Here is a 19909-nt window from a genome sequence, read left to right on the forward strand (position 1 = left end):
CCCATGGCCACCATCTCGTCCCCTGCTGTCTCCAGCCCGACCCGACGCCAGCTCCTCGTGGGTGTGAGCGCCGCCGCCGCTGTCGGCCTGACCGCCAGCCGCGCGTCCGCGAGCGTCTTCGGCACACCGGCATACGTCCCGTCCGCGGGTGCGTCCGCCCTGGACCCGGTCCGCGTGCACGGGTGGGCCGCCGACACGTGGCGCAGCCTCGTCGCCATGACGGACCCCAAGACCGGTCTGCCCGCTGACAACATCCCCGCGTCGCTCGCGGCCGCAGACCGTTCGGCCTACACGTCCCCGACCAACATCGGCGGTTACCTCTGGTCGACCGTCGTGGCCCGAGACCTCGGAATCATCAATCCGGGGGAGTGCACCAGGCGCCTGATCCAGACCCTGAAGACGCTGCTGCGCATGCAGCACCACACCCCGAGCGGGATGTACTACAACTGGTACGACGAGTCGAATGGCGCCGTCATCACGACGTGGCCCGGATCCGGCGACCGGGTCTACCCCTTCCTGTCCAGTGTCGACAACGGCTGGCTCGGGGCGGCCCTGCGGGTGGTCATGGGTGCTGACGCGGGCGCGGCCCCGATGGCTGGCCGCATCTTCCAGCGCATGCGCTGGGACATGTTCTACGACACCAATGTCCCGCTGAAGCCGGGCCTGATCCACGGCGGCTTCTACGACGCCCCACCGCCGCCCAACTTCTCCGGGTTCACCGGCAACCACATCGGGGTCGGGCCGGATGTCTGGTACACCAACCACCACTACGACACGACCGTGTCGGAGACGCGGATCACCAGCTACCTCGGCATCATCACGGGGCAGATCCCCGGCGCCCAGTACTACGCGATGTGGCGCACTTTCCCCGCCAGCTGTGACTGGAGCTGGCAGGAGATGCAGCCCGTGGGCGAGTACCGCACCTACTTCGGCAACAACGTCTACGAGGGCGCCTACACCTATCGGGGGATGCACATCGTTCCGGGTTGGGGCGGCAGCATGTTCGAGGAGCTCATGCCCGACATGTTCGTGCCCGAGTCGAGCTGGGCGCCGCGGTCGTGGGGGATCAACCACCCGCTGCACGTCCGCGCCCAGCGCGAGCACGGCCTCATCGATGCCGGGTACGGCTACTGGGGATTCTCTCCGTCGAGCAACCCGGCTGGCGGTTACCGAGAGTACGGCGTCGATGCCCTCGGCCTTGCGCCCGGCGACCACGTGAACGATCCGGGCTACGGCTACTTCTCCGACCAGGAGATGACCAACTACGACGTCGGGTTCGGCACCTGCCGCGCGGCGACGAACCCGAACCCGCACTACGGCGACGGCGTCGTCACCCCGCACGCGTCGTTCCTGGCCATGATGCACGAGCCCCAGCAGGCGTATGCCAACCTCGTGGGCATCCAGGAGGGCCTCAAGGCCTACGGCACGGGCGGGTTCTTCGACGCTGCCAGCGTGCACTCCCACCAGGTCGCCCGCCGCTACCTGTCGCTGGACCAGGCCATGGTCATGGGCTCGATTGGAAATGTCCTGGCAGACAACGTGATCCGGCGCGCCTTCAGCACCCGGGAGGTCGAGCGCGCCTTGCGGCCGGTCATCGGCGTCGAGGAGTTCGGGGCGGGAATCGCGTGACTCAGCCAGCATTCAGCACGAGCGAGGACGGGGTCCGTTACCGCGACCTCAACGGCAACGGCCGGATGGATCCCTTCGAGGATCCCCGGCTGTCGGTCGAGGAGCGCGTGAAGGACCTGCTCTCACGCCTTTCGTTGGAGGAAAAGGCCGGCCTGATGTTCCACACGGTCATCGAGGCTGGAGCGGACGGGACCGTCAAGGAGGCGCCCGGCGCGATCAGCAAGTCACCCACGAGCGACGTCGTGCTGCGCAAGTTCCTCAACCACTTCAACGTGCACGCGCTCGACGACGCCCGCATGGCGGCACGGTGGCACAACGCCCTTCAGGCGATGGCCGAGCAGTCGCCCCACGGCATACCGGTCACCATCTCGACGGACCCACGGCACGCGTTCATCGAGAACGCCGGCGCCTCGTTCGCGGCCAAGTCCTTCTCGCAGTGGCCGGAGACCCTCGGCCTGGCCGCGCTGCGCGACCCGGGGCTCGTCCGGGAGTTCGGCGACATCGCGCGGCAGGAGTACTGCGCAGTGGGAATCCGCGCGGCGCTGCACCCGACCCTGGACCTCGCCACGGAGCCGAGGTGGGCGCGCCAGTCGGGCACCTTCGGCCAGGACCCGGACCTCGTCACGGAGCTCGGCGTCGCCTACCTCAAGGGGTTCCAGCAGGACTCGCTCGGTGTCGGGAGCGTCGCCTGCACGAGCAAGCACTTCCCCGGGGGCGGCCCGCAGAAGGACGGTGAGGACGCGCACTTCCCGTACGGCCGCGAGCAGGTGTACCCCGGTGGACGGTTCGCGGACCACCTCAAGCCGTTCCCCCCGGCGATCGCGGCCGGGACTGCGGCGATCATGCCCTACTACGGCATGCCCATCGCCCTCGAGATCGACGGGGAGCCGATCGAGGAGGTCGGTTTCGGCTACAACCGCCAGGTCGTCACCGGGCTCCTGCGTGAACGGCTGGGCTACGACGGCGTCGTCGTCACCGACTGGGAGCTCGTCAACGACAACCACGTCGGCGACCAGGTCCTCCCGGCGCGCGCGTGGGGGGTCGAGGACCTCGACCCGCCCAGTCGGATGGAGAAGATCATCGAGGCTGGGGCCGACCAGTTCGGGGGCGAGGAGTGCGTCGAGATCCTGCTCGACCTCGTCGCCCAGGGCCGCGTTACCGAGGAGCGAATCGACGAGTCGGCCCGCCGACTGCTGGCGGTGAAGTTCCAGCTGGGTCTGTTCGACAACCCCTACGTCGACGAGGACGCCGCAGCCCAGACGGTGGGGCGCGCAGACTTCCGGGAAGCCGGGTATGCCGCGCAGGCCCGCTCGGTGACGGTCCTCCAGAACGACCCCGTCGACGGGGCGCCGCTGCTCCCCCTGCGCCAGGGCCTGGCGGTCTACGCGGAGAACGTCTCGCCCGAGGCGCTCGCCGCGTTCGGCACCCTCGTCGAGCGCCCGGAGGACGCCGACATCGCGCTCGTGCGCCTCATGGCGCCGTTCGACCCGCGCTCGGACCTGTTCCTGGAGTCGTGGTTCCACCAGGGCTCGCTGGAGTTCCCGCCCGGGCTGGTGGCTCGCCTCGCCAGGATCGCCGCGCAGTGCCCGCTGGTGCTCGACGTCGTGCTCGACCGTCCGGCCGTTCTCACGCCGCTGCTGCCCCTGGCGGCGGCGCTGGTCGGCAGCTACGGCACCAGCGACGCAGCGCTCCTGGATGCCCTGACCGGCCGGTTCGCGCCGGACGGGCGACTGCCCTTCGACCTGCCACGGTCCATGGCGGACGTCCGCGCCCACGGCGAGGACGTGCCCGGGTTCGACGACCCGCTGTTCCGCTTCGGCCACGGGCTGGGTCTGGGGTCCGGTGCGGAGCCTGGGGTGGAGTCCGCGGCTGAGTAGCGCTGTGCCCTACCTTTTTCCGGGTCAACCCTTTATGTTTAGGCCGTGAATCCATCGCAGGCCGCCCCCGGCTCGCAGGCCTCGCTGCGCGAAGCCAACCGGCAGCGCGTCCTGGAGGCCCTGCGCGACCAGGGCGCCATGACCCAGATCGAGATCGCGGGGTTCACCGGACTGTCCCCGGCCACCGTCTCGAACATGGTCAAGGAGCTCGACAGCGCCGGTGCGGTCGAGCTCGAGCCAAGCATCCGCAACGGCCGCCGCGCGACCCTCGTCTCGCTCGCGGTGGGCAACACCCTGGTGGCCGGCATCGCCTTCGGTGACCGCGACGTGCGCGTCGCCTTGGGCACCGGACCACGGGACATCATCGGCCGGCAGCGTATGCCGCTGCCGGCCGACCACGCCGCCGACGAGGGCATGGACCGGGCCACCCGCCTGCTCCTGGACCTCGTCGAGAAGGTCGGCAAGACGATGGCAGACGTGCGCGCGGTGGGGGTCGGCATCCCCGCTCCGGTCGACAGCGTCTCGGGCCAGGTGGGCAGCGAGGGCATCCTGCCGGGCTGGCGCGGCGTTGCCGTCGCCGACGAGATGCAGGGCCGGTTGCAGGCCCAGGTCATGGTCGACAACACGGCGAACTTCGCTGCCCTCGGCGAGCTGAGATGCGGTGCGCTGCAAGGGGTTCAGCATGGCGTCTACCTCAAGCTGTCGCATGGCGTTGGCGCTGGTCTCATTCTCAACGGAGAGCTCTTCCGTGGGGCGGCCGGAACGGCCGGCGAGATCGGCCACCTGACCATCGACGAGAACGGCCCGGTCTGCCGATGCGGCAACCGGGGGTGCCTCGAGACGTATATCGGCGCGCGCGGCCTGCTCGACGCCTTGGCCGCGTCCCACGGTCCACTCAGCCTGCGCGACGTCATCTACCGGGCGCTCGACGGCGATGCCGGATGCCGCCGGGTCCTCGAGGATGCGGGACGCCACCTCGGCGTCGCGGTCGCCGGTCTGGTCAACCTCGTCAACCCCGAGGTCATCGTGCTCGGCGGTCAGCTCGCGAGGGTCGGCTCGATCATCACCAGGCCGATGCGGGCCTCCCTCGAGCGGTGCGCCATCCCCAGTGCTGCCGCCTCCGTCGTCGTGCGCACCGGCGAGCTCGACACCGACGCCGACGTGGTGGGCGCGCTCGCTGCCGCGGTGGCGATGTTGCCCACCAGCGAAGCCGGGTTGGTAACAACCGGGTCTATTTCTTGAATTCAACTCTTGACGCCAAAGGCCGACGGCGATTAACTCAGGGCACGCCGCACCAACGTGGATGCCGGTGTCTGACCAAGGGAGTTCAGCTATGCCCACCCGTTCCATTCGTCTCACCGGGGCCGCTCTCGTGGCTGGCCTCGGCATCGCGTCGCTGGCCGCGTGCGGCAACAGCGGCAACTCGTCGGGCTCCAGCAGCAGTGGCTCCGGTGGTGGAGGTGGCGGCGGCAAGAAGATCGCCCTCCTCCTGCCCGAGTCCAAGACCACGCGCTACGAGACCTTCGACCGGCCGCTCTTCGAGGCCGCCATCAAGAAGGACTGCGCCTCGTGCACGGTCATCTACAGCAACGCCGACCAGGACGCGAGCAAGCAGCAGCAGCAGGCCGAGGCCGCGCTGACGCAGGGGGCCAACGTCCTCGTCCTCGACCCGGTCGACGGCAAGGCGGCCGCGGGTGTGGCGGCCAGCGCGAAGAGCCAGGGCGTTCCGGTCATCGCCTACGACCGGTTCATCGCCGGCGTCGACTACTACGTGTCGTTCGACAACGCGACGGTCGGCAAGCTCCAGGCCCAGACTCTCGTCGACATCCTCAAGGCTGGCGGCAAGACCTCGGGCGACCTCGTGATGATCAACGGTGCGCCCACCGACCCGAACGCGGCGAGCTTCAAGCAGGGTGCGCACAGCGTCATCGACTCCAGTGGCTTCAAGGTCGCGGCCGAGTACGACACCCCTGACTGGAGCCCCGACAAGGCCCAGTCCTGGATGGAGGGCCAGATCTCGGCCGTCAAGGGCAAGCTCGTCGGCGTCTACGCAGCCAACGACGGCACGGCCGGTGGGGCCATCGCCGCGCTCAAGGCCGGCGGCGTCAACCCGCTGCCCCCGGTGACCGGTCAGGACTCCGAGATCACCGCGATCCAGCGGATCCTCGCGGGCGACCAGGCGATGACGATCTACAAGCCCGTCCCGCCGGAGGCTGAGGCTGCCGCGAAGGCCGCGATCGCGCTGGCCAACAAGCAGAAGCCGGCCTCGACGGCCGACACCCAGGGCGTGCCCTCGACGATCCTCACCCCGATCGCCGTCACCAAGGACAAGATCAAGGACACCATCGTCAAGGACGGCGTCTACAAGGTTGCCGACATCTGCGCTGGCTCTTTCGCTGCGGCGTGCGCCAAGGCAGGCTTGAGCTGACCCGCAGCACCGCGCTCGCGGGCGGGAGGGCAGATGCCTTCCCGCCCGCGGGCACACCCGGCATACCGCGTCCTCACCGGGCGCGCCCGAGGACCGAAGGACCACGATGACTGCCACCATCTCCGCGTCGCCGACGACAGCAGCACTGTCGCTGTCCGGCGTCTCCAAGCGTTTCGGCGCCGTCCAGGCGCTCAAGGACATCGACTTCGACGTGCATGCGGGTGAGGTCGTCGCGTTGGTCGGTGACAACGGCGCCGGCAAGTCCACCCTCGTCAAGACCATCGCCGGCGTCTACACGCCGGACGAGGGCACCATGACCTTCGACGGAAAGCCGTCCAGCGTCAGCAGCCCGGCCGAGGCGCAGCACCTCGGCATCGCCACGGTGTTCCAGGACCTCGCGCTCTGCGACAACCTCGACGTCGTCGCCAACCTGTTCCTCGGCCGGGAGCTCTACCTCGGCCGCGCCCTCGACGAGGTGACGATGGAACAGGAGTCCTGGCGGCTGCTGCGCCAGCTCAGCGCCAAGATCCCGTCCGTGCGCATCCCCGTCGCCAGCCTGTCGGGCGGCCAGCGCCAGACCGTGGCCATCGCCCGGTCGCTGCTCGGCGCACCCAAGGTCGTGATGCTCGACGAGCCGACGGCGGCGCTCGGTGTGGCCCAGACCGCCGAGGTGCTCAACCTCGTGGAGCGGCTGCGCGAGAACGGGCTCGGTGTCATCCTCATCAGCCACAACATGTCCGACGTCATGGCCGTTGCCGACCGGGTCACCGTCCTGCGCCTCGGGCGCAACAACGGCACGTTCACCGTCAGCCAGACCACCAGCCAGGAGATCATCGCCGCCATCACCGGCGCGACGACCAATGCCGTGTCACAGCGGGCCTCGCGCCGCGCGGCTCAGGAGGAGCAGTCATGAGCGCGCCCACCCCGACCAACGAGACGCAGTCCACCGACACCACGGCCGCCATCCCCTCCGACCTCCAGGACGAGCGGCTGATCGCCTCGCAGGGTGTCGGCGGCTACCTGCGGGTCTTCCTCTCCCGGCTGCGCAGCGGTGACCTCGGCTCGCTGCCCGTGGTCGTCGGCCTCATCGTCATCTGGGGCGTCTTCCAGTCCCAGAACGACGCCTTCCTCTCGAGCCGGAACCTCGTCAACCTGACCCAGCAGAGTGCCGCCACCGGGACGATCGCGCTCGGCATCGTGCTCGTGCTGCTCCTCGGCGAGATCGACCTGTCGGTCGGGTCGATGAGCGGCCTCTCGGCGGCCATCCTCGCCGTCGGGTTCGTCGGCCACGGCTGGTCGCTGCCCCTGGCGATCCTCGCCTCTCTGGTGACCGGCGCGATCGTCGGCGCGCTCTATGGCCTGCTCTACACCCGGTTCGGCGTGCCCAGCTTCGTCATCACTCTGGCCGGACTGCTCGCGTTCCTCGGTCTGCAGCTCAAGGTGCTCGGCGAGGAGGGGTCGATCAACATCCCGTTCGACTCGGGGCTCGTGAAGTTCGCCCAGGCGAGCTTCCTGACGGCCGTCGAGTCGTACGTGCTCGTCCTGCTCGTCGTGGTCGTGTATGCCGCGACGCGGCTCCGCGCGAACCAGCGCCGCACGGCGGCGGGCCTGTCCACCACGCCTGTCGTCAGCCTGGTGCTCCACACCGTGGGGCTCGCGGTCGTGCTGGTGGTCCCGGTGCTGGTGCTCAACCAGGACCGCGGCGTGTCCTACATGTTCCTGCTGTTCGTCGCGCTCGTCGTCGTCTTCGACTTCGTCATCCGCCGCACGCGCTGGGGCCGTGCGGTGCTCGCGATCGGCGGCAACGTCGAAGCAGCCCGACGTGCCGGCATCAACGTGCGCCGCGTCTACGTCGCCGTGTTCGTCTTCTGCTCGACGCTGGCCGCGCTCGGTGGGCTGCTCGCCGCGGGACGCCTCGCCTCGGCCAACCAGGGCAGCGGCGGCACCGACACCAACCTCAACGCCATCGCCGCCGCCGTCATCGGAGGAACGTCGCTCTTCGGCGGTCGCGGCACGGCATACTCCGCACTGCTCGGCATCCTCGTGATCCAGTCGATCTCGAACGGCCTGAGCCTGGTCAACCTCGGGTCGCCCGAGCGGTACATGATCACCGGTGGCGTCCTGCTGCTCGCGGTCATCGTCGACTCGCTGAGCCGTCGCAGCCGCGTCGCGCACGGTCGCGCCTGATTCGGACTGCAGTACCCGCGCCCCGAGCAGCTACTCCCCGAGCGCCTGCAGCAACCTCTGCTTGCAGAGGTTGCTGCAGGCGGCGCAGGTTGCACCATGTCCTCCGTGCACGAACCTCTGCAAGCAGAGGTTCGTGCACGAAGGCGATCGGGGTCGTGTGGGTGCTGAACCCGCTCAGAGGGCCTCGAGGCCGGCCCGGTCCACCCGACGGTGGTACCGCATGCCGGCCAGGCCGCCCACGACGGCGCCGACCAGGCTGGTCAGGGCGGCGAGGACCAGGGCGACGATGCCAGCGGTGCCCAAGGTGCCCTGGCTGACCGGGATCCGCGGGAAGCTTGTTCAGCTGGGACAAGACGTCGTACTTGGTGCCGGCCACGGCTACCGCGATGGCGACGACGACCGCGATGACCACGGCCCACAGCCAGACCGCGACACCCTGCCGGGCCCCGTTGAACCGCGCCATCCGACCCGCGACGTACCCGCCGCAGTAGTAGCTGACGAACAGGATGACCGCCAGCACGATGGCGCCGACCATGCCGACCGTCTGGGGGTTCTTCGTGGCCTCGGCGGTGGCCGTCGCGGCGGTGGTGCCCTTGCTCACGCCAACGGCTGTGCCGGCCGCGGCGAGGATGGCGGTGAGGATCACGGCCATCCCCATGGCACTGAGCCAGCCGAAGAAGGCCGAGCCGAGCTTCACGCCGCCGTACCGCTCCTGCTCGGCGGCGATGTGGTCGCCGTATGCCGGTCGCTCGCGCTGCGGTCCATCGGTCTCGTAGTCGTTCGCGGTGCTGCTCATGGTGCCTCCTGGGTCAGGCGCTTCGACCGGTCGAAGCGGGGTGGATCGTAGACCGGCCACCAAGGACATACCCGCCGAGCGGGACGGCGAAACCCGCGGCCGTTGGACGGGCTCGGCGGACCTGTCAGGGCGTGGGCGCGGGTACGTGTTCGGTGGTCGGCTCGAGGGTGGCTGAGCAGGTGCGAGCCGGCGCAGCGTTCGGTGTGGTGGCGGTGCCGGCCGCTGCCACGGCAGGCGGCACGTCGGGCTCGATCCTCGTGCCGTTGATGAGGGTGACGTCGTCGTAGGCCGGCCGACCCTCGATCACGTTGCGGAACTGGTACCGCGTCAGTGAGGTCAGTCTGCAGTCCTCACCGAAGACCGCGACGTCGAACGCCGAGGGCTGGCCGGTGAGCTCCTGCCCGTTGTCGCCGAGGATGAAGTGGCTGAATGGCCCACCGCCCGTGAAGGTCCCCACCCCGACCAGGGATCCGTCGAGCTGGGGGATGTGCATGTGGCCGTGGATGCGGATGCCGGCATGCGTGACGTCCGCGGCGGCCGCCGGCTCGTGCGAGACCACGACGTCTGCGACGGGCTGGTCGGCCATGGCCTGGTTGAACCGGTCGGCAGCGGGCTTCTGCTTGCCTGAGTTGTCCAGGTTGTCGTCACCGAACCACCGCGGGTCGTTGAAGCCCGCGACTCGCACTCCGTGGATCGACTGGACGAGGTAGCTGTCGGAGTTGGGTTCGAGCAGCACGACGCCCGGCACCTTGGCCAGCCGGTCGAGCAGCTCGTGGTCGGTGGCGGACCGGGCGTCGTGGTTGCCCTTGACGAACAGGTACGGCACCCCGAGCGACTCGATGCCCTTGAACAGCCCCACGGCGTCTGCCTCGGTGCTGCTGCCGAAGTTGACCAGGTCGCCGGTGTCGATCACGGCGTCGATGTGCTCCTGCTGGACGATGGTCTTCATCAGCGGGTACTGGTTGGCGCCGTGGATGTCGGAGACCAGCAGGATCCGGGCGGCGGCAGGGGCATTGAGCGACTGCGGGGCGTACTTGTCCTGCAGCGCGGACGAGAGGGCCAGGAGGTTCTTGAGGTAGGGGGTCGTCTGCTCGGCGCGCGTCTCGACCCCGGCGAGCAGGTCGGAGTTGCGCTGGACGGCGCCGAGGATCCCCGTCGTCGTGAACCGGTCGAGCCGTTCCGACTGGTACGTCAGGCCGACCACGGCGAAGGTCGCGACGCAGGAGGTGACCCAGACCGCCGCCACCACGCCGACCCGGCGCACGGCCGGACGGTGACCGCGCCACGCGGCATACCCGGTCAGGGCGAGCAGGGCGACGAAGAGCGCGCCGAGCGCGAATCGCCACCCCAGGCCGATTGCCGCGGTGCGGGCCGCGCTCTCGAGCTCGAGCGGCCCCGGCTCCAGGGAGCGCACCGAGATGTGGGGTCGGGCGAGCAGGTCGGTGATCCGCTCCTTCACCTGCACCTGGGCGAGGATTCCGGGGGCAGGCAGGGGACCGCCGAAGTCGAGGCGGATGTCACCGAACACCGTCGGGCTCTGGATGGCGGAGATGTCGGCAGGGTTGATCGACAGCCGCAGCGTCGCCCCGTAGTTGAGCGTGCTCGCGTCGCCAGGGAACAGCGTGGTGGCCGCGACCCCGCCGGAGTTGCACGCGACGAAGAGGGCGGTCAGCGCCAGCAGTCGCCACGCCCACCCACCGATTCGAGACAGACGCCACCTGCGGTGGGGGCGCGCGGCGGGCCTGCTCACCTGCCCACCGTAACGGCCGAAGGGCCTCGTCCTAGGCTGGCCCGTATGCCGGGCACCGTGGGACGCAGTACGGAACACGCCTTCGGACGCACCTTGGGAATCGTCGAGGACGGTGGATTCGACGCGGTGCTGTTCGACATGGACGGGACGCTGATCGACTCGATCCCTGCGGTGGTCCGCAGCTGGTTGAGGTGGGCTGACGAGGAGGGTGTCGACCCCCGTCGGCTCGCCGGCTTCCACGGCGTTCCGGCGCGCGGCATCGCCGAGCGGCTGCTGCCGCCCGAGCGGGTGGACGCGGCCGTCGACCGGATCGAGGCGATCGAGGTCGCCGACACCCACGGCATCACCGTGCTGCCGGGCGCGCTCGAGGCGCTCGCCGCCCTGATGGGCGAGGTCGAGCGCTGCGCCATCGCGACCTCGTGCACGACCCCGCTGGCCGATGCCCGGATCGCGGCGACGTCGCTACCGGTTCCCAGGGTCGTCGTCACGGCCAGCGACGTCGAGCGGGGCAAGCCCCACCCCGACCCGTTCCTGCTGGCCGCCGCCCGGTTGGGCGTCGACCCCGGCCGGTGCCTCGTCGTCGAGGACGCGCCCGGCGGGCTCGAGGCGGCGCGGGCGGCCGGGTGTGCGACCTTGGCCGTGACGACCACCACGGCGCTCGCCGACCTCATCGCCGACGCCGTGGTCGAGACGTTGGCGGACGTGCGGTTCCGGGTGTCCGATGGTCAGGTGTGGGTGACGCCGGCGGTTACCGACCGGTAGTTTCAGCGCATGGACGCTGACGTCATCGTGGTCGGAGCAGGTCTGTCGGGGCTCGTGGCCACTGCCGAGCTCGCGGACGCGGGGCGGCGGGTGCTCGTGGTGGACCAGGAGAGTCCGGCGAATCTGGGCGGCCAGGCGCACTGGTCGTTCGGCGGGTTGTTCTTCGTCGACAGCCCCGAGCAGCGTCGCCTGGGCATCAAGGACTCGGTCGACCTGGCGTGGCAGGACTGGCAGGGCACGGCCGGGTTCGACCGCCTCGACGACCAGGACCGCTGGCCGGTGCAGTGGGCGCGGTCGTTCGTCGACTTCGCGGCAGGAGAGAGCCGGTCCTGGCTGCACCAGCAGGGGATGCGGTTCTTCCCCGTGGTGGGCTGGGCCGAGCGGGGGGACGGCTCCGCCTCAGGGCACGGCAACTCGGTGCCGCGGTTCCACATCACCTGGGGAACCGGGCCTGGCGTCCTGGAGCCCTTCCTGCGTCGGGTCGCCGAGCACGTGGCGGCGGGGCGCGTCGAGATCCGGCACCGTCACCAGGTCGATGAGCTGGTCGCCTCCGGTGGAGCCGTGACCGGGGTGCGCGGGACGCTGCTTGCCCCCGACCCCGCGGAGCGCGGCCGAGCGACGAACCGCGACGCCGTCGGAGAGTTCGACCTCTCCGCCCAGGCTGTCGTCGTCACCAGCGGCGGCATCGGGGCCAACCACGATCTGGTCCGCGCCAACTGGCCCGAACGACTCGGCACGGCGCCGCAGCACCTGCTGACCGGCGTCCCGGCATACGTCGACGGTCGCATGCTGGCGATCACCCAGCAGGCCGGCGGGCGCATCGTCAACCGCGACCGGATGTGGCACTACGTCGAGGGCATCGAGAACTGGGCTCCGCTGTGGCCCGGTCACGCGATCCGCATCCTGCCGGGGCCGAGCTCGCTGTGGTTCGACGGCAACGGCGATCGGCTGCCCGCGCCGCTTGTTCCCGGGCTTCGACACCCTCGGCACGCTCGCCCACCTGCGTCAGACCGGCCACGACCACAGCTGGTTCATCCTCACCGCGAAGATCATCGGCAAGGAGTTCGCCCTGTCGGGCTCGGAGCAGAACCCTGATCTCACCGGCAAGTCCGTGCGCGACGTGCTCGGCCGCGCCCGCGCCGACATGCCTGCGCCGGTGCGAGCCTTCCTCGACAAGGGCGCGGACTTCGTCTCTGCCGACACGCTGCCCGAGCTGGTCGCCAAGATGAACGCGCTCACCCCGCACGCGCCCCTCGACCTGGCCCACCTCGAGCGCCAGATCGTCGACCGGGACCGTCAGCTCGAGAACCCGTACTCCAAGGACGCCCAGGTGACGGCCCTCCGCGGCGCGCGAAACTACCGCGGTGACAAGCTGATTCGTACTGCGCGCCCGCACCGCATCCTCGACCCCGAGGCCGGGCCGCTCATCGCGGTGCGGCTGCACGTGCTCACCCGCAAGACCTTGGGTGGGCTCGAGACCGACCTCTCGTCGCGGGTCCGGTCCGACTCCGGCGAGCCGGTTCCCGGGCTGTATGCCGCGGGTGAGGTGGCCGGGTTCGGCGGCGGAGGGATGCACGGGTACCGCGCGCTCGAGGGCACCTTCCTGGGCGGGTGCATCTTCTCGGGGCGAGCCGCTGGGCGCGCTGCGGCGGCCGCCGTCGGCTGACGACCTGCAGGAACCTCAGCAGCAGAGGTTGCTGCACGGGGAACTGCGCGCGTCGGGACGGTCAGAGGTACTGGCCCGTGGGTCCGCTGTGCTGGTCGTCGCCCGGCATACCAGGGGCGCCCGGCCCACCAGGCATGCCTGGCATGCCCTGGGTGCCGTCGGGAGCGTGGCCCGGCGGGAGGGCCCGCCGCATCTGGGCGAGCTGCTGCTGGGCAGCCATCTGCTGGGCGAACAGCGCCGTCTGGATGCCGTGGAACAGCCCCTCCAGCCACCCGACCAGCTGGGCTTGGGCGATCCGGAGCTCGGCGTCCGTCGGGGCGTGGTCCTCGTTGAAGGGCAACGCGATCCGCTCCAGCTCGTCGATCAGCTCGGGGGCCAGGCCATCCTCGAGCTCCTTGATCGAGCGTCGGTGGATCTCGGCGAGGCGGACCCGGCCGGCGTCGTCGAGCGGGGCGTTGCGCACCTCCTCGAGCAGCTGCTTGATCATCGAGCCGATGCGCATCACCTTGGCCGGCTGCTCGACGAGGTCGGCGGGGTTGGTCGGACCGTCGTGCTCCTCGGAGTGCGGGGCGACGCCCATGCCGTCCTGGGTCACGACCACGACGCGGGGCTGGTCGGCACCGGAGTCGTCGGGCTGGGGCTGCTGTGGCTGCTCGGTCATGACCTCCATCCTGCTACAGGTCCGGACGACAGGAGCGCGGCCCTCAGTGCCAGAGCAGGACGGCCGCCAGGGCCACCGCCGCAGGCACGGCCTGGACGAGCAGGATCCTGCGGCTGGCCGTGGCGGCGCCGTAGACCCCGGCGACGACCACGCAGAGCAGGAAGAACACCTGCGTGCCGAAGCGCAGGTGCTGCGGACCCACCAGGCCCCAGACCAGCCCGGCTGCGAGGAAGCCGTTGTAGAGCCCCTGGTTCGCGGCCAGCACCTTCGTCTGGCGGGCGAACTCCTCCTCGAGTCCGAACGCCGCCCGGCCACGCGGCGTCGTCCAGAGGAACATCTCGAGCACGAGGATGTAGACGTGGATCAGCGCGACGAGGGCGACGAGGGCCGTGGCGAGGGCGGTCAGGGGCCCAGACTGGCAGAGCGGTCGTCAGGTGGTGAGCAGGATCTTGCCGACGTGGCCGCTGGCCTCGAGCTCGCGGTGGGCCTCGGCGGCGTCGCCGAGGGCGTGGCGCGAATGGATGACGGGCTTGACCCGGCCCGACTCGATCAGTGGCCAGACGTGCTCGCGGACCGCGGCGACGATGGCTGCCTTCTCCGCGGCGGGTCGAGCCCGCAGGGACGTGGCGATGACGGCGGCCCGCTTGCGCAGCAGCTGTCCCAGGTCGAGCTCGGCCTTCGCGCCGCCCTGCAGGCCGATCACCACGAGACGCCCGTTGACCGCCAGCGCATCGACGTTGCGAGCCAGGTATGCCGCGCCCATGTTGTCGAGGATGACGTCGGCACCGGCGCCACCGGTGGCCGCCAACACCACGTCGACGAAGTCCTGCTCGCGGTAGTTGACCAGGATCTCGGCACCGAGCGAGCGGCACATCTCGAGCTTCTCGGCCGACCCTGCGGTCACGGCGACGCGGGCACCCACCTCGCGGGCGAGCTGGATCGCCATCGTGCCGATCCCCGATGACCCGCCGTGGACGAGGACGGTTTGCCCCGGCAGGAGGTTCGCGGTCATGAAGACGTTGGACCACACGGTGCTGACGACCTCGGGCAGTGCCGCTGCGTCCGCCAGCGCCACACCGGACGGGACGGGCAGCAGCTGCTCGGCGGGCACGCACACGAGCTCGGCGTACCCCCCGCCGGAGAGCAGGCCGCATACCTCGTCGCCGACGGCCCAGCCCTGCACGCCAGAACCGATCGCGTCGATCGTCCCGCTGACCTCGAGGCCCGGGTACTCGGGAGCGCCCGCCGGAGGCGGGTAGAAGCCCATCCGCTGCATCACGTCGGCTCGGTTGACCCCGGCCGCGACCACCCGCACACGCACCTCGCCCTCGGTGGGCTCGGGCGTGGGGACGTCGGCCAGGACGAGCGCCGAGGCGTCACCGGGCTGGGGAATCGTGATGGCCTTCATCCCTCGAGCCTATGCCGCGCCCGCTCGAGGTCCTCGGGGGTGTCGACGTCGAGGGCCGCGACCGGGTCCACCGGGACGTCCAGCACTCGCAGGGTGTCGAGCAGGCGCATCAGCGGCATCCCCACGGGATCGTTCGGCAGTGCACCTGCCAACGCTGCCGTCCGGTATGCCGCGAGCAACGGCTGGCTACGCCCGGCGCCATCGCGGCCCACCGCCGCGTCCGCGTCCGGCGCGAGGTCGAGGGCCGAGACGAGGCTGGGAGCCGCGTGGGCGGCATACGGCATGTCGCCGCCGAGGAGGACGAGGACCGGGCTGCTCACCCCCGGCAGCGACGCGGCCAGGGCGGCGAGTGGTCCGCCACCCGGAGGATGCTCCTGGCACCAGGTGACCTCGCGCGGCACCGGACGCGGTGCGCCGACGCAGATCACTGGCCAGTGACCCGGCAGCCCGCCGAGCAGGCGGTCGAGGACGGTGGTGCCGGCGAGGTCGGCGCGCGTCTTGTCGCTGCCGAAGCGCCGCGCAGAGCCCCCGCAGAGGACCACCACGGTCACGGCTGGGGCGTGGTGTGTGGTCATCGGATCACGGTGACGGCGCCGGTCGCGTCCGAGGTCGCCCGCCGATGCGCGTGGTGAGGGTGACGGCGGTCCGGGTGACGGCCTGGACCAACCGGGCGCGCTCCGCCTCGTCGACCTGGTCGCTGGGGAAGGTGACGGCGACGCCCGCCACCGGGTGCCCGGTGTGGTCCAGCACCGCGTGGGCCACCGATGCCAGGCCAGGGCTGATGCTGCCGTCCTCGACCGCATGACCCCGGTTGCGGACCTCGGTGAGCTGACGGCGCAGCTCGCTGACGGACGTGGGGCCCGCTCCGTCGCGCTGGACGAGGCTGTCGCGGTGGGGGAACAACGCGCGTACCTGCGCGGGGGAGAGCTCGGCGAGCATGGCCAGTCCGCTCGCCGTGAGCGAGGCGGGTAGCCGGACGCCGACATCGGTGACCAGGAGCGGCCGGCCGGGCGCGCGCTCCTCGATGACGTAGAGCACGTCGCGTCCGTGGAGCACAGCGAGGTGGGCGTTGTGCGTCGTGCTGTCGACCAGCCGCCCGAGCAGCGGTCGCGCGATGCGTTGCAGCGGTGCCTGCCGCTGGTAGGCGGAGCCCAGCTCGAACGCGGCCACGCCGAGGCCGTACCGCCGCTCCTCGGCGAGGTGGGTGACGTACCCGTGGTCGCGCAGCACGGTGAGCAGGTGGTAGGTCGTCGACCGGGGTAGGCCCAGGTCGCGCGCGATGGCTCCCGCCGGAAGCGGTTCGGTATGCCGGGCCAGCAGGCTCAGCAGCGCGAGCGCCTGCCCTGCTGCGGGTGCATTCGCCATGGTGGCATCGTCTCAGACCTGAGACGGAATGGGGGTCCCAAGGCGCGCCGGGGCGGCATACCTCCGCTGCAATGGAGGCATGACGCAGACCACCTCCACGCACACTGTCACCGTCGGCACCGGCCCGGTGTCCTTCGACGACGTCGTGGCGGTGGCCCGGCACGACGCCCACGTGGTCATCGCCGAGGCGTCCCTCGCCGAGGTGCGCCGGACGCGCGCGGTGATCGAGGCGCTGGCCGACGACGTGATCCCGCACTACGGCGTCTCGACGGGCTTCGGCGCGCTGGCCACCCGCCACATCCCGCTCGAGCTGCGCGCCCAGCTCCAGCGCTCGCTCGTGCGCTCGCACGCCGCCGGCTCCGGCCCGGAGGTCGAGCGTGAGGTCGTCCGCGCGCTGATGCTCCTGCGCATCTCGACCCTGGCCACCGGGCGCACCGGCATCCGCGAGCAGACGCTGCAGACCTACGTCGCCATGCTCAACGCTGGCATCACCCCGGTCGTCCACGAGTACGGCTCGCTCGGCTGCTCAGGTGACCTCGCCCCCCTGTCGCACTGCGCGCTGGCGCTCATGGGCGAGGGCGTCGTGCGCGACCGCGGCGGCGAACGAATGGCGACGGCCGACGCGTTCACCGCGGCAGGCATCACCCCGGTCGAGCTCCGCGAGAAGGAGGGCCTGGCCCTCATCAACGGCACCGACGGCATGCTCGGCATGCTCGTCCTGGCGATCACCGACCTGCGCATGCTGCTGAAGGTCGCCGACGTCACCGCCGCGATGAGTGTCGAGGGCCAGCTGGGCACCGATGACGTCTTCGCCGCCGACCTGCACGCCCTGCGCCCCCAGCCCGGCCAGGCCCGGTCTGCCGAGAACCTCCGAAAGCTCATGCGCGACAGCGAGATCCGCGAGAGCCACCGTGACCCCGAGGCGTGCACCCGGGTGCAGGACGCGTACTCGCTGCGCTGCTCGCCGCAGGTGGCCGGTGCCGTCCGCGACACCGTGGAGTATGCCGCGCAGGTGGCCGGCTTCGAGCTCGCCTCGGCGGTCGACAACCCGGTCGTGACACCCGACGGGCGGGTGGAGTCCAACGGCAACTTCCACGGAGCTCCCGTGGCCTACGTGCTGGACTTCCTCGCGATCGTCGCCGCCGACCTCGCCTCGATCAGCGAGCGGCGCACTGACCGTTTCCTCGACGTGGCCCGCAACCACGGACTCACCGCGTTCCTCGCCGACGACCCCGGCGTGGACAGCGGCCACATGATCGCCCAGTACACCCAGGCCGCCATCGTCTCGGAGATGAAGCGGCTCGCCAGCCCGGCGTCGGTCGACTCGATCCCGTCCAGCGCGATGCAGGAGGACCACGTGTCGATGGGGTGGTCGGCCGCGCGCAAGCTGCGCCGCTCCGTCGACGGGCTGAGCCGGGTGCTGGCGGTCGAGCTGCTCACCGCCGCTCGCGCGCTCGACCTGCGGGCGCCGCTCGAGCCGTCGCCCGCCACTGCTGCCGTGGTCCGCGCGCTGCGCGAGGCGGGTGCTCCGGCTCCCGGCACCGACCGGTTCCTCGCGCCCGAGATCGAGACCGCCGTGCAGCTCGTCGCCAGCGGAGCGGTCGTCACCGCCGCCGAAGCCGTCACAGGCACCCTGAACTGAACCCACCGGCATACCGAACAGACGTAGTGAAGGAGAACGACATGGAAGGCGCACGCCCCGTCCGCGCTCCCCGCGGCAGCCAGCTCACCGCCCAGCACTGGGGCGCCGAGGCTCCGCTGCGGATGCTCATGAACAACCTCGACCCCGAGAACGCCGAGCGCCCTGACGACCTCGTGGTCTACGGCGGCACCGGCCGGGCGGCGCGCGACTGGAAGTCGTTCGACGCCATGGTCCGCACCCTCACGACGCTCAAGCCGGACGAGACCATGCTCGTGCAGAGCGGTCGCCCGGTGGGCGTCATGCAGACCCACGAGTGGGCGCCCCGGGTGCTCATCGCGAACTCCAACCTCGTCGGCGACTGGGCCACCTGGCCGGAGTTCCGTCGCCTCGAGCAGCTCGGCCTGACGATGTACGGCCAGATGACCGCGGGCTCGTGGATCTACATCGGCACCCAAGGGATCGTCCAGGGCACCTACGAGACGTTCGCCGCCGTCGCCGAGAAGCGCTTTGGTGGCACGTTGGCGGGCACGCTCACCCTGACCGGCGGGTGCGGCGGCATGGGTGGCGCCCAGCCGCTTGCGGTGACCATGAACGAGGGCGCGTGCCTCATCGTCGACGTCGACGAGTCGCGGCTGCGCCGCCGGGTGGAGCACCGCTACCTCGACGAGGTCGCGTCCTCACTCGACGAGGCGATCGACAAGGCCGTGGCCGCGAAGAACGAGCGGCGCGCATGGTCGGTCGGCGTGGTCGGCAACGCAGCCGAGGTGTTCCCCGAGCTCCTGCGGCGCGGGGTGCCGATCGACATCGTGACCGACCAGACGTCGGCACACGACCCCCTCTCCTACCTGCCCGAGGGCATCGAGGTCGGCGACTGGCACGAGTACGCCGCGAAGAAGCCCGAAGAGTTCACCGACCGGGCGCGCGAGTCGATGGCCAAGCACGTCCAGGCGATGGTGGAGTTCCAGGACGGCGGCGCCGAGGTCTTCGACTACGGCAACTCGATCCGCGACGAGGCGCGGCAGGGCGGCTACGACCGCGCGTTCGAGTTCCCCGGGTTCGTGCCGGCCTACATCCGCCCATTGTTCTGCGAGGGCAAGGGCCCGTTCCGCTGGGTGGCGCTCTCCGGAGACCCCAAGGACATCGCGGCGACCGACCGTGCCGTGCTCGACCTCTTCCCCGACAACGATCGGCTGCACAAGTGGATCAAGGGGGCGCAGGAGCGGATCTCGTTCCAGGGCCTGCCTGCCCGCATCTGCTGGCTGGGTCAGGGTGAGCGCGACAAGGCCGGCTTGGCCTTCAACGAGCTGGTCCGCACCGGCGAGGTGAGCGCGCCGATCGTCATCGGCCGTGACCACCTCGACACCGGGTCGGTGGCCAGTCCCTACCGCGAGACCGAGGCCATGCTCGACGGCTCGGACGCGATCGCCGACTGGCCGTTGCTCAATGCCCTCGTCAACACCTCGTCCGGGGCGAGCTGGGTCTCGATCCACCACGGCGGCGGCGTCGGCATCGGTCGCTCGCTGCACGCCGGACAGGTCTCGCTGGCCGACGGCACCGAGCTGGCCGCGCAGAAGCTTGCGCGGGTCCTCACCAACGACCCGGCGATGGGCGTCATCCGCCACGTCGACGCGGGCTACGACATCGCCGAGCGGACGGCGCGCGAGCAGGGCGTGCGCATCCCGATGCGCGAAGGCTGACCCCGCGAGGGCTGACCCCGCGAGGATGCCGGGTCACGAGG

Annotated in this window: 16 protein-coding genes and 1 pseudogene; 10 read left to right on the forward strand and 7 right to left on the reverse strand. The window is 70.8% G+C overall.

All coding sequences use genetic code 11. From position 1 onward, the window contains the following. Positions 1-3: 3 nt before the first annotated feature. The 6 genes from GKE56_RS13405 to GKE56_RS13430 all read left to right on the forward strand — a co-directional run bounded on the left by GKE56_RS13405 (position 4) and on the right by GKE56_RS13430 (position 8121). Positions 4-1629 carry a glucoamylase family protein gene (locus GKE56_RS13405; RefSeq protein WP_154684956.1) on the forward strand — a complete coding sequence of 542 codons (1626 nt, stop codon included), beginning with the start codon at positions 4-6 and terminating at the stop codon, positions 1627-1629. After that, positions 1626-3506 carry a glycoside hydrolase family 3 protein gene (locus GKE56_RS13410; RefSeq protein WP_230208969.1) on the forward strand — a complete coding sequence of 627 codons (1881 nt, stop codon included), beginning with the start codon at positions 1626-1628 and terminating at the stop codon, positions 3504-3506. The genes GKE56_RS13405 and GKE56_RS13410 overlap by 4 nt, the downstream gene beginning before the upstream one ends. Positions 3507-3551: 45 nt before the next feature. Beyond that, complete coding sequence (locus tag GKE56_RS13415) at positions 3552-4748, forward strand: ROK family transcriptional regulator (RefSeq protein WP_154684957.1); 1197 nt, start codon at positions 3552-3554, stop codon at positions 4746-4748. Positions 4749-4839: 91 nt separating this feature from the next. Beyond that, entirely contained in the window at positions 4840-5934 is a 1095-nt protein-coding gene (locus GKE56_RS13420) for a sugar ABC transporter substrate-binding protein (RefSeq protein ID WP_154684958.1), read from the forward strand. A 106-nt stretch (positions 5935-6040) separates the two neighbouring features. Continuing rightward, positions 6041-6847 (forward strand): ATP-binding cassette domain-containing protein, encoded by an 807-nt coding sequence (locus GKE56_RS13425; protein ID WP_154684959.1) that lies wholly within the window; start codon positions 6041-6043, stop codon positions 6845-6847. Then, positions 6844-8121 (forward strand): sugar ABC transporter permease, encoded by a 1278-nt coding sequence (locus GKE56_RS13430; RefSeq protein WP_154684960.1) that lies wholly within the window; start codon positions 6844-6846, stop codon positions 8119-8121. Before GKE56_RS13425 ends, GKE56_RS13430 begins: the two co-directional genes overlap by 4 nt. On the opposite strand, the gene GKE56_RS13435 is transcribed toward GKE56_RS13430, so the two are convergent. Continuing rightward, the gene (locus GKE56_RS13435) at positions 8069-8917 is read right to left on the reverse strand and encodes a hypothetical protein (protein WP_370518404.1); all 849 of its coding nucleotides are present in this window, start codon (positions 8915-8917) and stop codon (positions 8069-8071) included. The two genes, GKE56_RS13430 and GKE56_RS13435, sit on opposite strands and share 53 nt — an antisense overlap. Before the next feature lie 124 nt (positions 8918-9041). Beyond that, the gene (locus GKE56_RS13440) at positions 9042-10667 is read right to left on the reverse strand and encodes a metallophosphoesterase (protein WP_195908124.1); all 1626 of its coding nucleotides are present in this window, start codon (positions 10665-10667) and stop codon (positions 9042-9044) included. A 45-nt stretch (positions 10668-10712) separates the two neighbouring features. Between GKE56_RS13440 and GKE56_RS13445 the strand changes: the two genes are divergently transcribed. Further along, on the forward strand, positions 10713-11429 hold the full coding sequence (locus GKE56_RS13445) for an HAD-IA family hydrolase (RefSeq protein WP_154684962.1): 717 nt from the start codon (positions 10713-10715) through the stop codon (positions 11427-11429). Between the two features lie 9 nt (positions 11430-11438). Further along, a pseudogene (locus tag GKE56_RS13450) lies at positions 11439-13095 on the forward strand (FAD-binding dehydrogenase). Between the two features lie 61 nt (positions 13096-13156). Here GKE56_RS13450 and GKE56_RS13455 read toward each other — a convergent pair. The 5 genes from GKE56_RS13455 to GKE56_RS13475 all read right to left on the reverse strand — a co-directional run bounded on the left by GKE56_RS13455 (position 13157) and on the right by GKE56_RS13475 (position 16529). Further along, complete coding sequence (locus tag GKE56_RS13455; RefSeq protein ID WP_195908125.1) at positions 13157-13756, reverse strand: bacterial proteasome activator family protein; 600 nt, start codon at positions 13754-13756, stop codon at positions 13157-13159. A 43-nt stretch (positions 13757-13799) separates the two neighbouring features. Beyond that, positions 13800-14093: a DUF1304 domain-containing protein gene (locus tag GKE56_RS13460; RefSeq protein ID WP_230208970.1), complete on the reverse strand. Its 294-nt coding sequence runs from the start codon at positions 14091-14093 to the stop codon at positions 13800-13802. Positions 14094-14186: 93 nt separating this feature from the next. After that, positions 14187-15164 (reverse strand): NAD(P)H-quinone oxidoreductase, encoded by a 978-nt coding sequence (locus tag GKE56_RS13465; RefSeq protein ID WP_154684965.1) that lies wholly within the window; start codon positions 15162-15164, stop codon positions 14187-14189. After that, the gene (locus GKE56_RS13470) at positions 15161-15739 is read right to left on the reverse strand and encodes a molybdenum cofactor guanylyltransferase (RefSeq protein ID WP_154684966.1); all 579 of its coding nucleotides are present in this window, start codon (positions 15737-15739) and stop codon (positions 15161-15163) included. The genes GKE56_RS13465 and GKE56_RS13470 overlap by 4 nt, the downstream gene beginning before the upstream one ends. Before the next feature lie 4 nt (positions 15740-15743). Continuing rightward, the gene (locus GKE56_RS13475) at positions 15744-16529 is read right to left on the reverse strand and encodes an IclR family transcriptional regulator (protein WP_154684967.1); all 786 of its coding nucleotides are present in this window, start codon (positions 16527-16529) and stop codon (positions 15744-15746) included. Positions 16530-16608: 79 nt separating this feature from the next. Between GKE56_RS13475 and hutH the strand changes: the two genes are divergently transcribed. Together hutH and hutU are read left to right on the forward strand one after the other, a co-directional pair. After that, positions 16609-18171 carry a histidine ammonia-lyase gene (hutH, locus tag GKE56_RS13480; protein ID WP_154684968.1) on the forward strand — a complete coding sequence of 521 codons (1563 nt, stop codon included), beginning with the start codon at positions 16609-16611 and terminating at the stop codon, positions 18169-18171. Positions 18172-18212: 41 nt separating this feature from the next. Next, positions 18213-19868: a urocanate hydratase gene (hutU, locus tag GKE56_RS13485; protein ID WP_154684969.1), complete on the forward strand. Its 1656-nt coding sequence runs from the start codon at positions 18213-18215 to the stop codon at positions 19866-19868. Positions 19869-19909 lie beyond the last annotated feature (41 nt).

This window comes from Nostocoides sp. HKS02 (assembly GCF_009707485.1).
In the GTDB taxonomy this organism is placed as follows: domain Bacteria; phylum Actinomycetota; class Actinomycetes; order Actinomycetales; family Dermatophilaceae; genus Pedococcus.

Excerpts from the sequence above, each read along its gene's own strand:
- hutH (WP_154684968.1), top strand. The coding sequence starts at position 16,609 with ATGACGCAGACCACCTCCACGCACACTGTCACCGTCGGCACCGGCCCG.
- GKE56_RS13430 (WP_154684960.1), top strand. The coding sequence starts at position 6,844 with ATGAGCGCGCCCACCCCGACCAACGAGACGCAGTCCACCGACACCACG.
- GKE56_RS13445 (WP_154684962.1), top strand. The coding sequence starts at position 10,713 with ATGCCGGGCACCGTGGGACGCAGTACGGAACACGCCTTCGGACGCACC.
- GKE56_RS13475 (WP_154684967.1), bottom strand. The coding sequence starts at position 16,529 with ATGGCGAATGCACCCGCAGCAGGGCAGGCGCTCGCGCTGCTGAGCCTG.
- GKE56_RS13435 (WP_370518404.1), bottom strand. The coding sequence starts at position 8,917 with ATGAGCAGCACCGCGAACGACTACGAGACCGATGGACCGCAGCGCGAG.
- GKE56_RS13420 (WP_154684958.1), top strand. The coding sequence starts at position 4,840 with ATGCCCACCCGTTCCATTCGTCTCACCGGGGCCGCTCTCGTGGCTGGC.
- GKE56_RS13465 (WP_154684965.1), bottom strand. The coding sequence starts at position 15,164 with ATGAAGGCCATCACGATTCCCCAGCCCGGTGACGCCTCGGCGCTCGTC.
- GKE56_RS13425 (WP_154684959.1), top strand. The coding sequence starts at position 6,041 with ATGACTGCCACCATCTCCGCGTCGCCGACGACAGCAGCACTGTCGCTG.
- GKE56_RS13455 (WP_195908125.1), bottom strand. The coding sequence starts at position 13,756 with ATGACCGAGCAGCCACAGCAGCCCCAGCCCGACGACTCCGGTGCCGAC.
- GKE56_RS13470 (WP_154684966.1), bottom strand. The coding sequence starts at position 15,739 with ATGACCACACACCACGCCCCAGCCGTGACCGTGGTGGTCCTCTGCGGG.
- hutU (WP_154684969.1), top strand. The coding sequence starts at position 18,213 with ATGGAAGGCGCACGCCCCGTCCGCGCTCCCCGCGGCAGCCAGCTCACC.
- GKE56_RS13460 (WP_230208970.1), bottom strand. The coding sequence starts at position 14,093 with ATGTTCCTCTGGACGACGCCGCGTGGCCGGGCGGCGTTCGGACTCGAG.
- GKE56_RS13405 (WP_154684956.1), top strand. The coding sequence starts at position 4 with ATGGCCACCATCTCGTCCCCTGCTGTCTCCAGCCCGACCCGACGCCAG.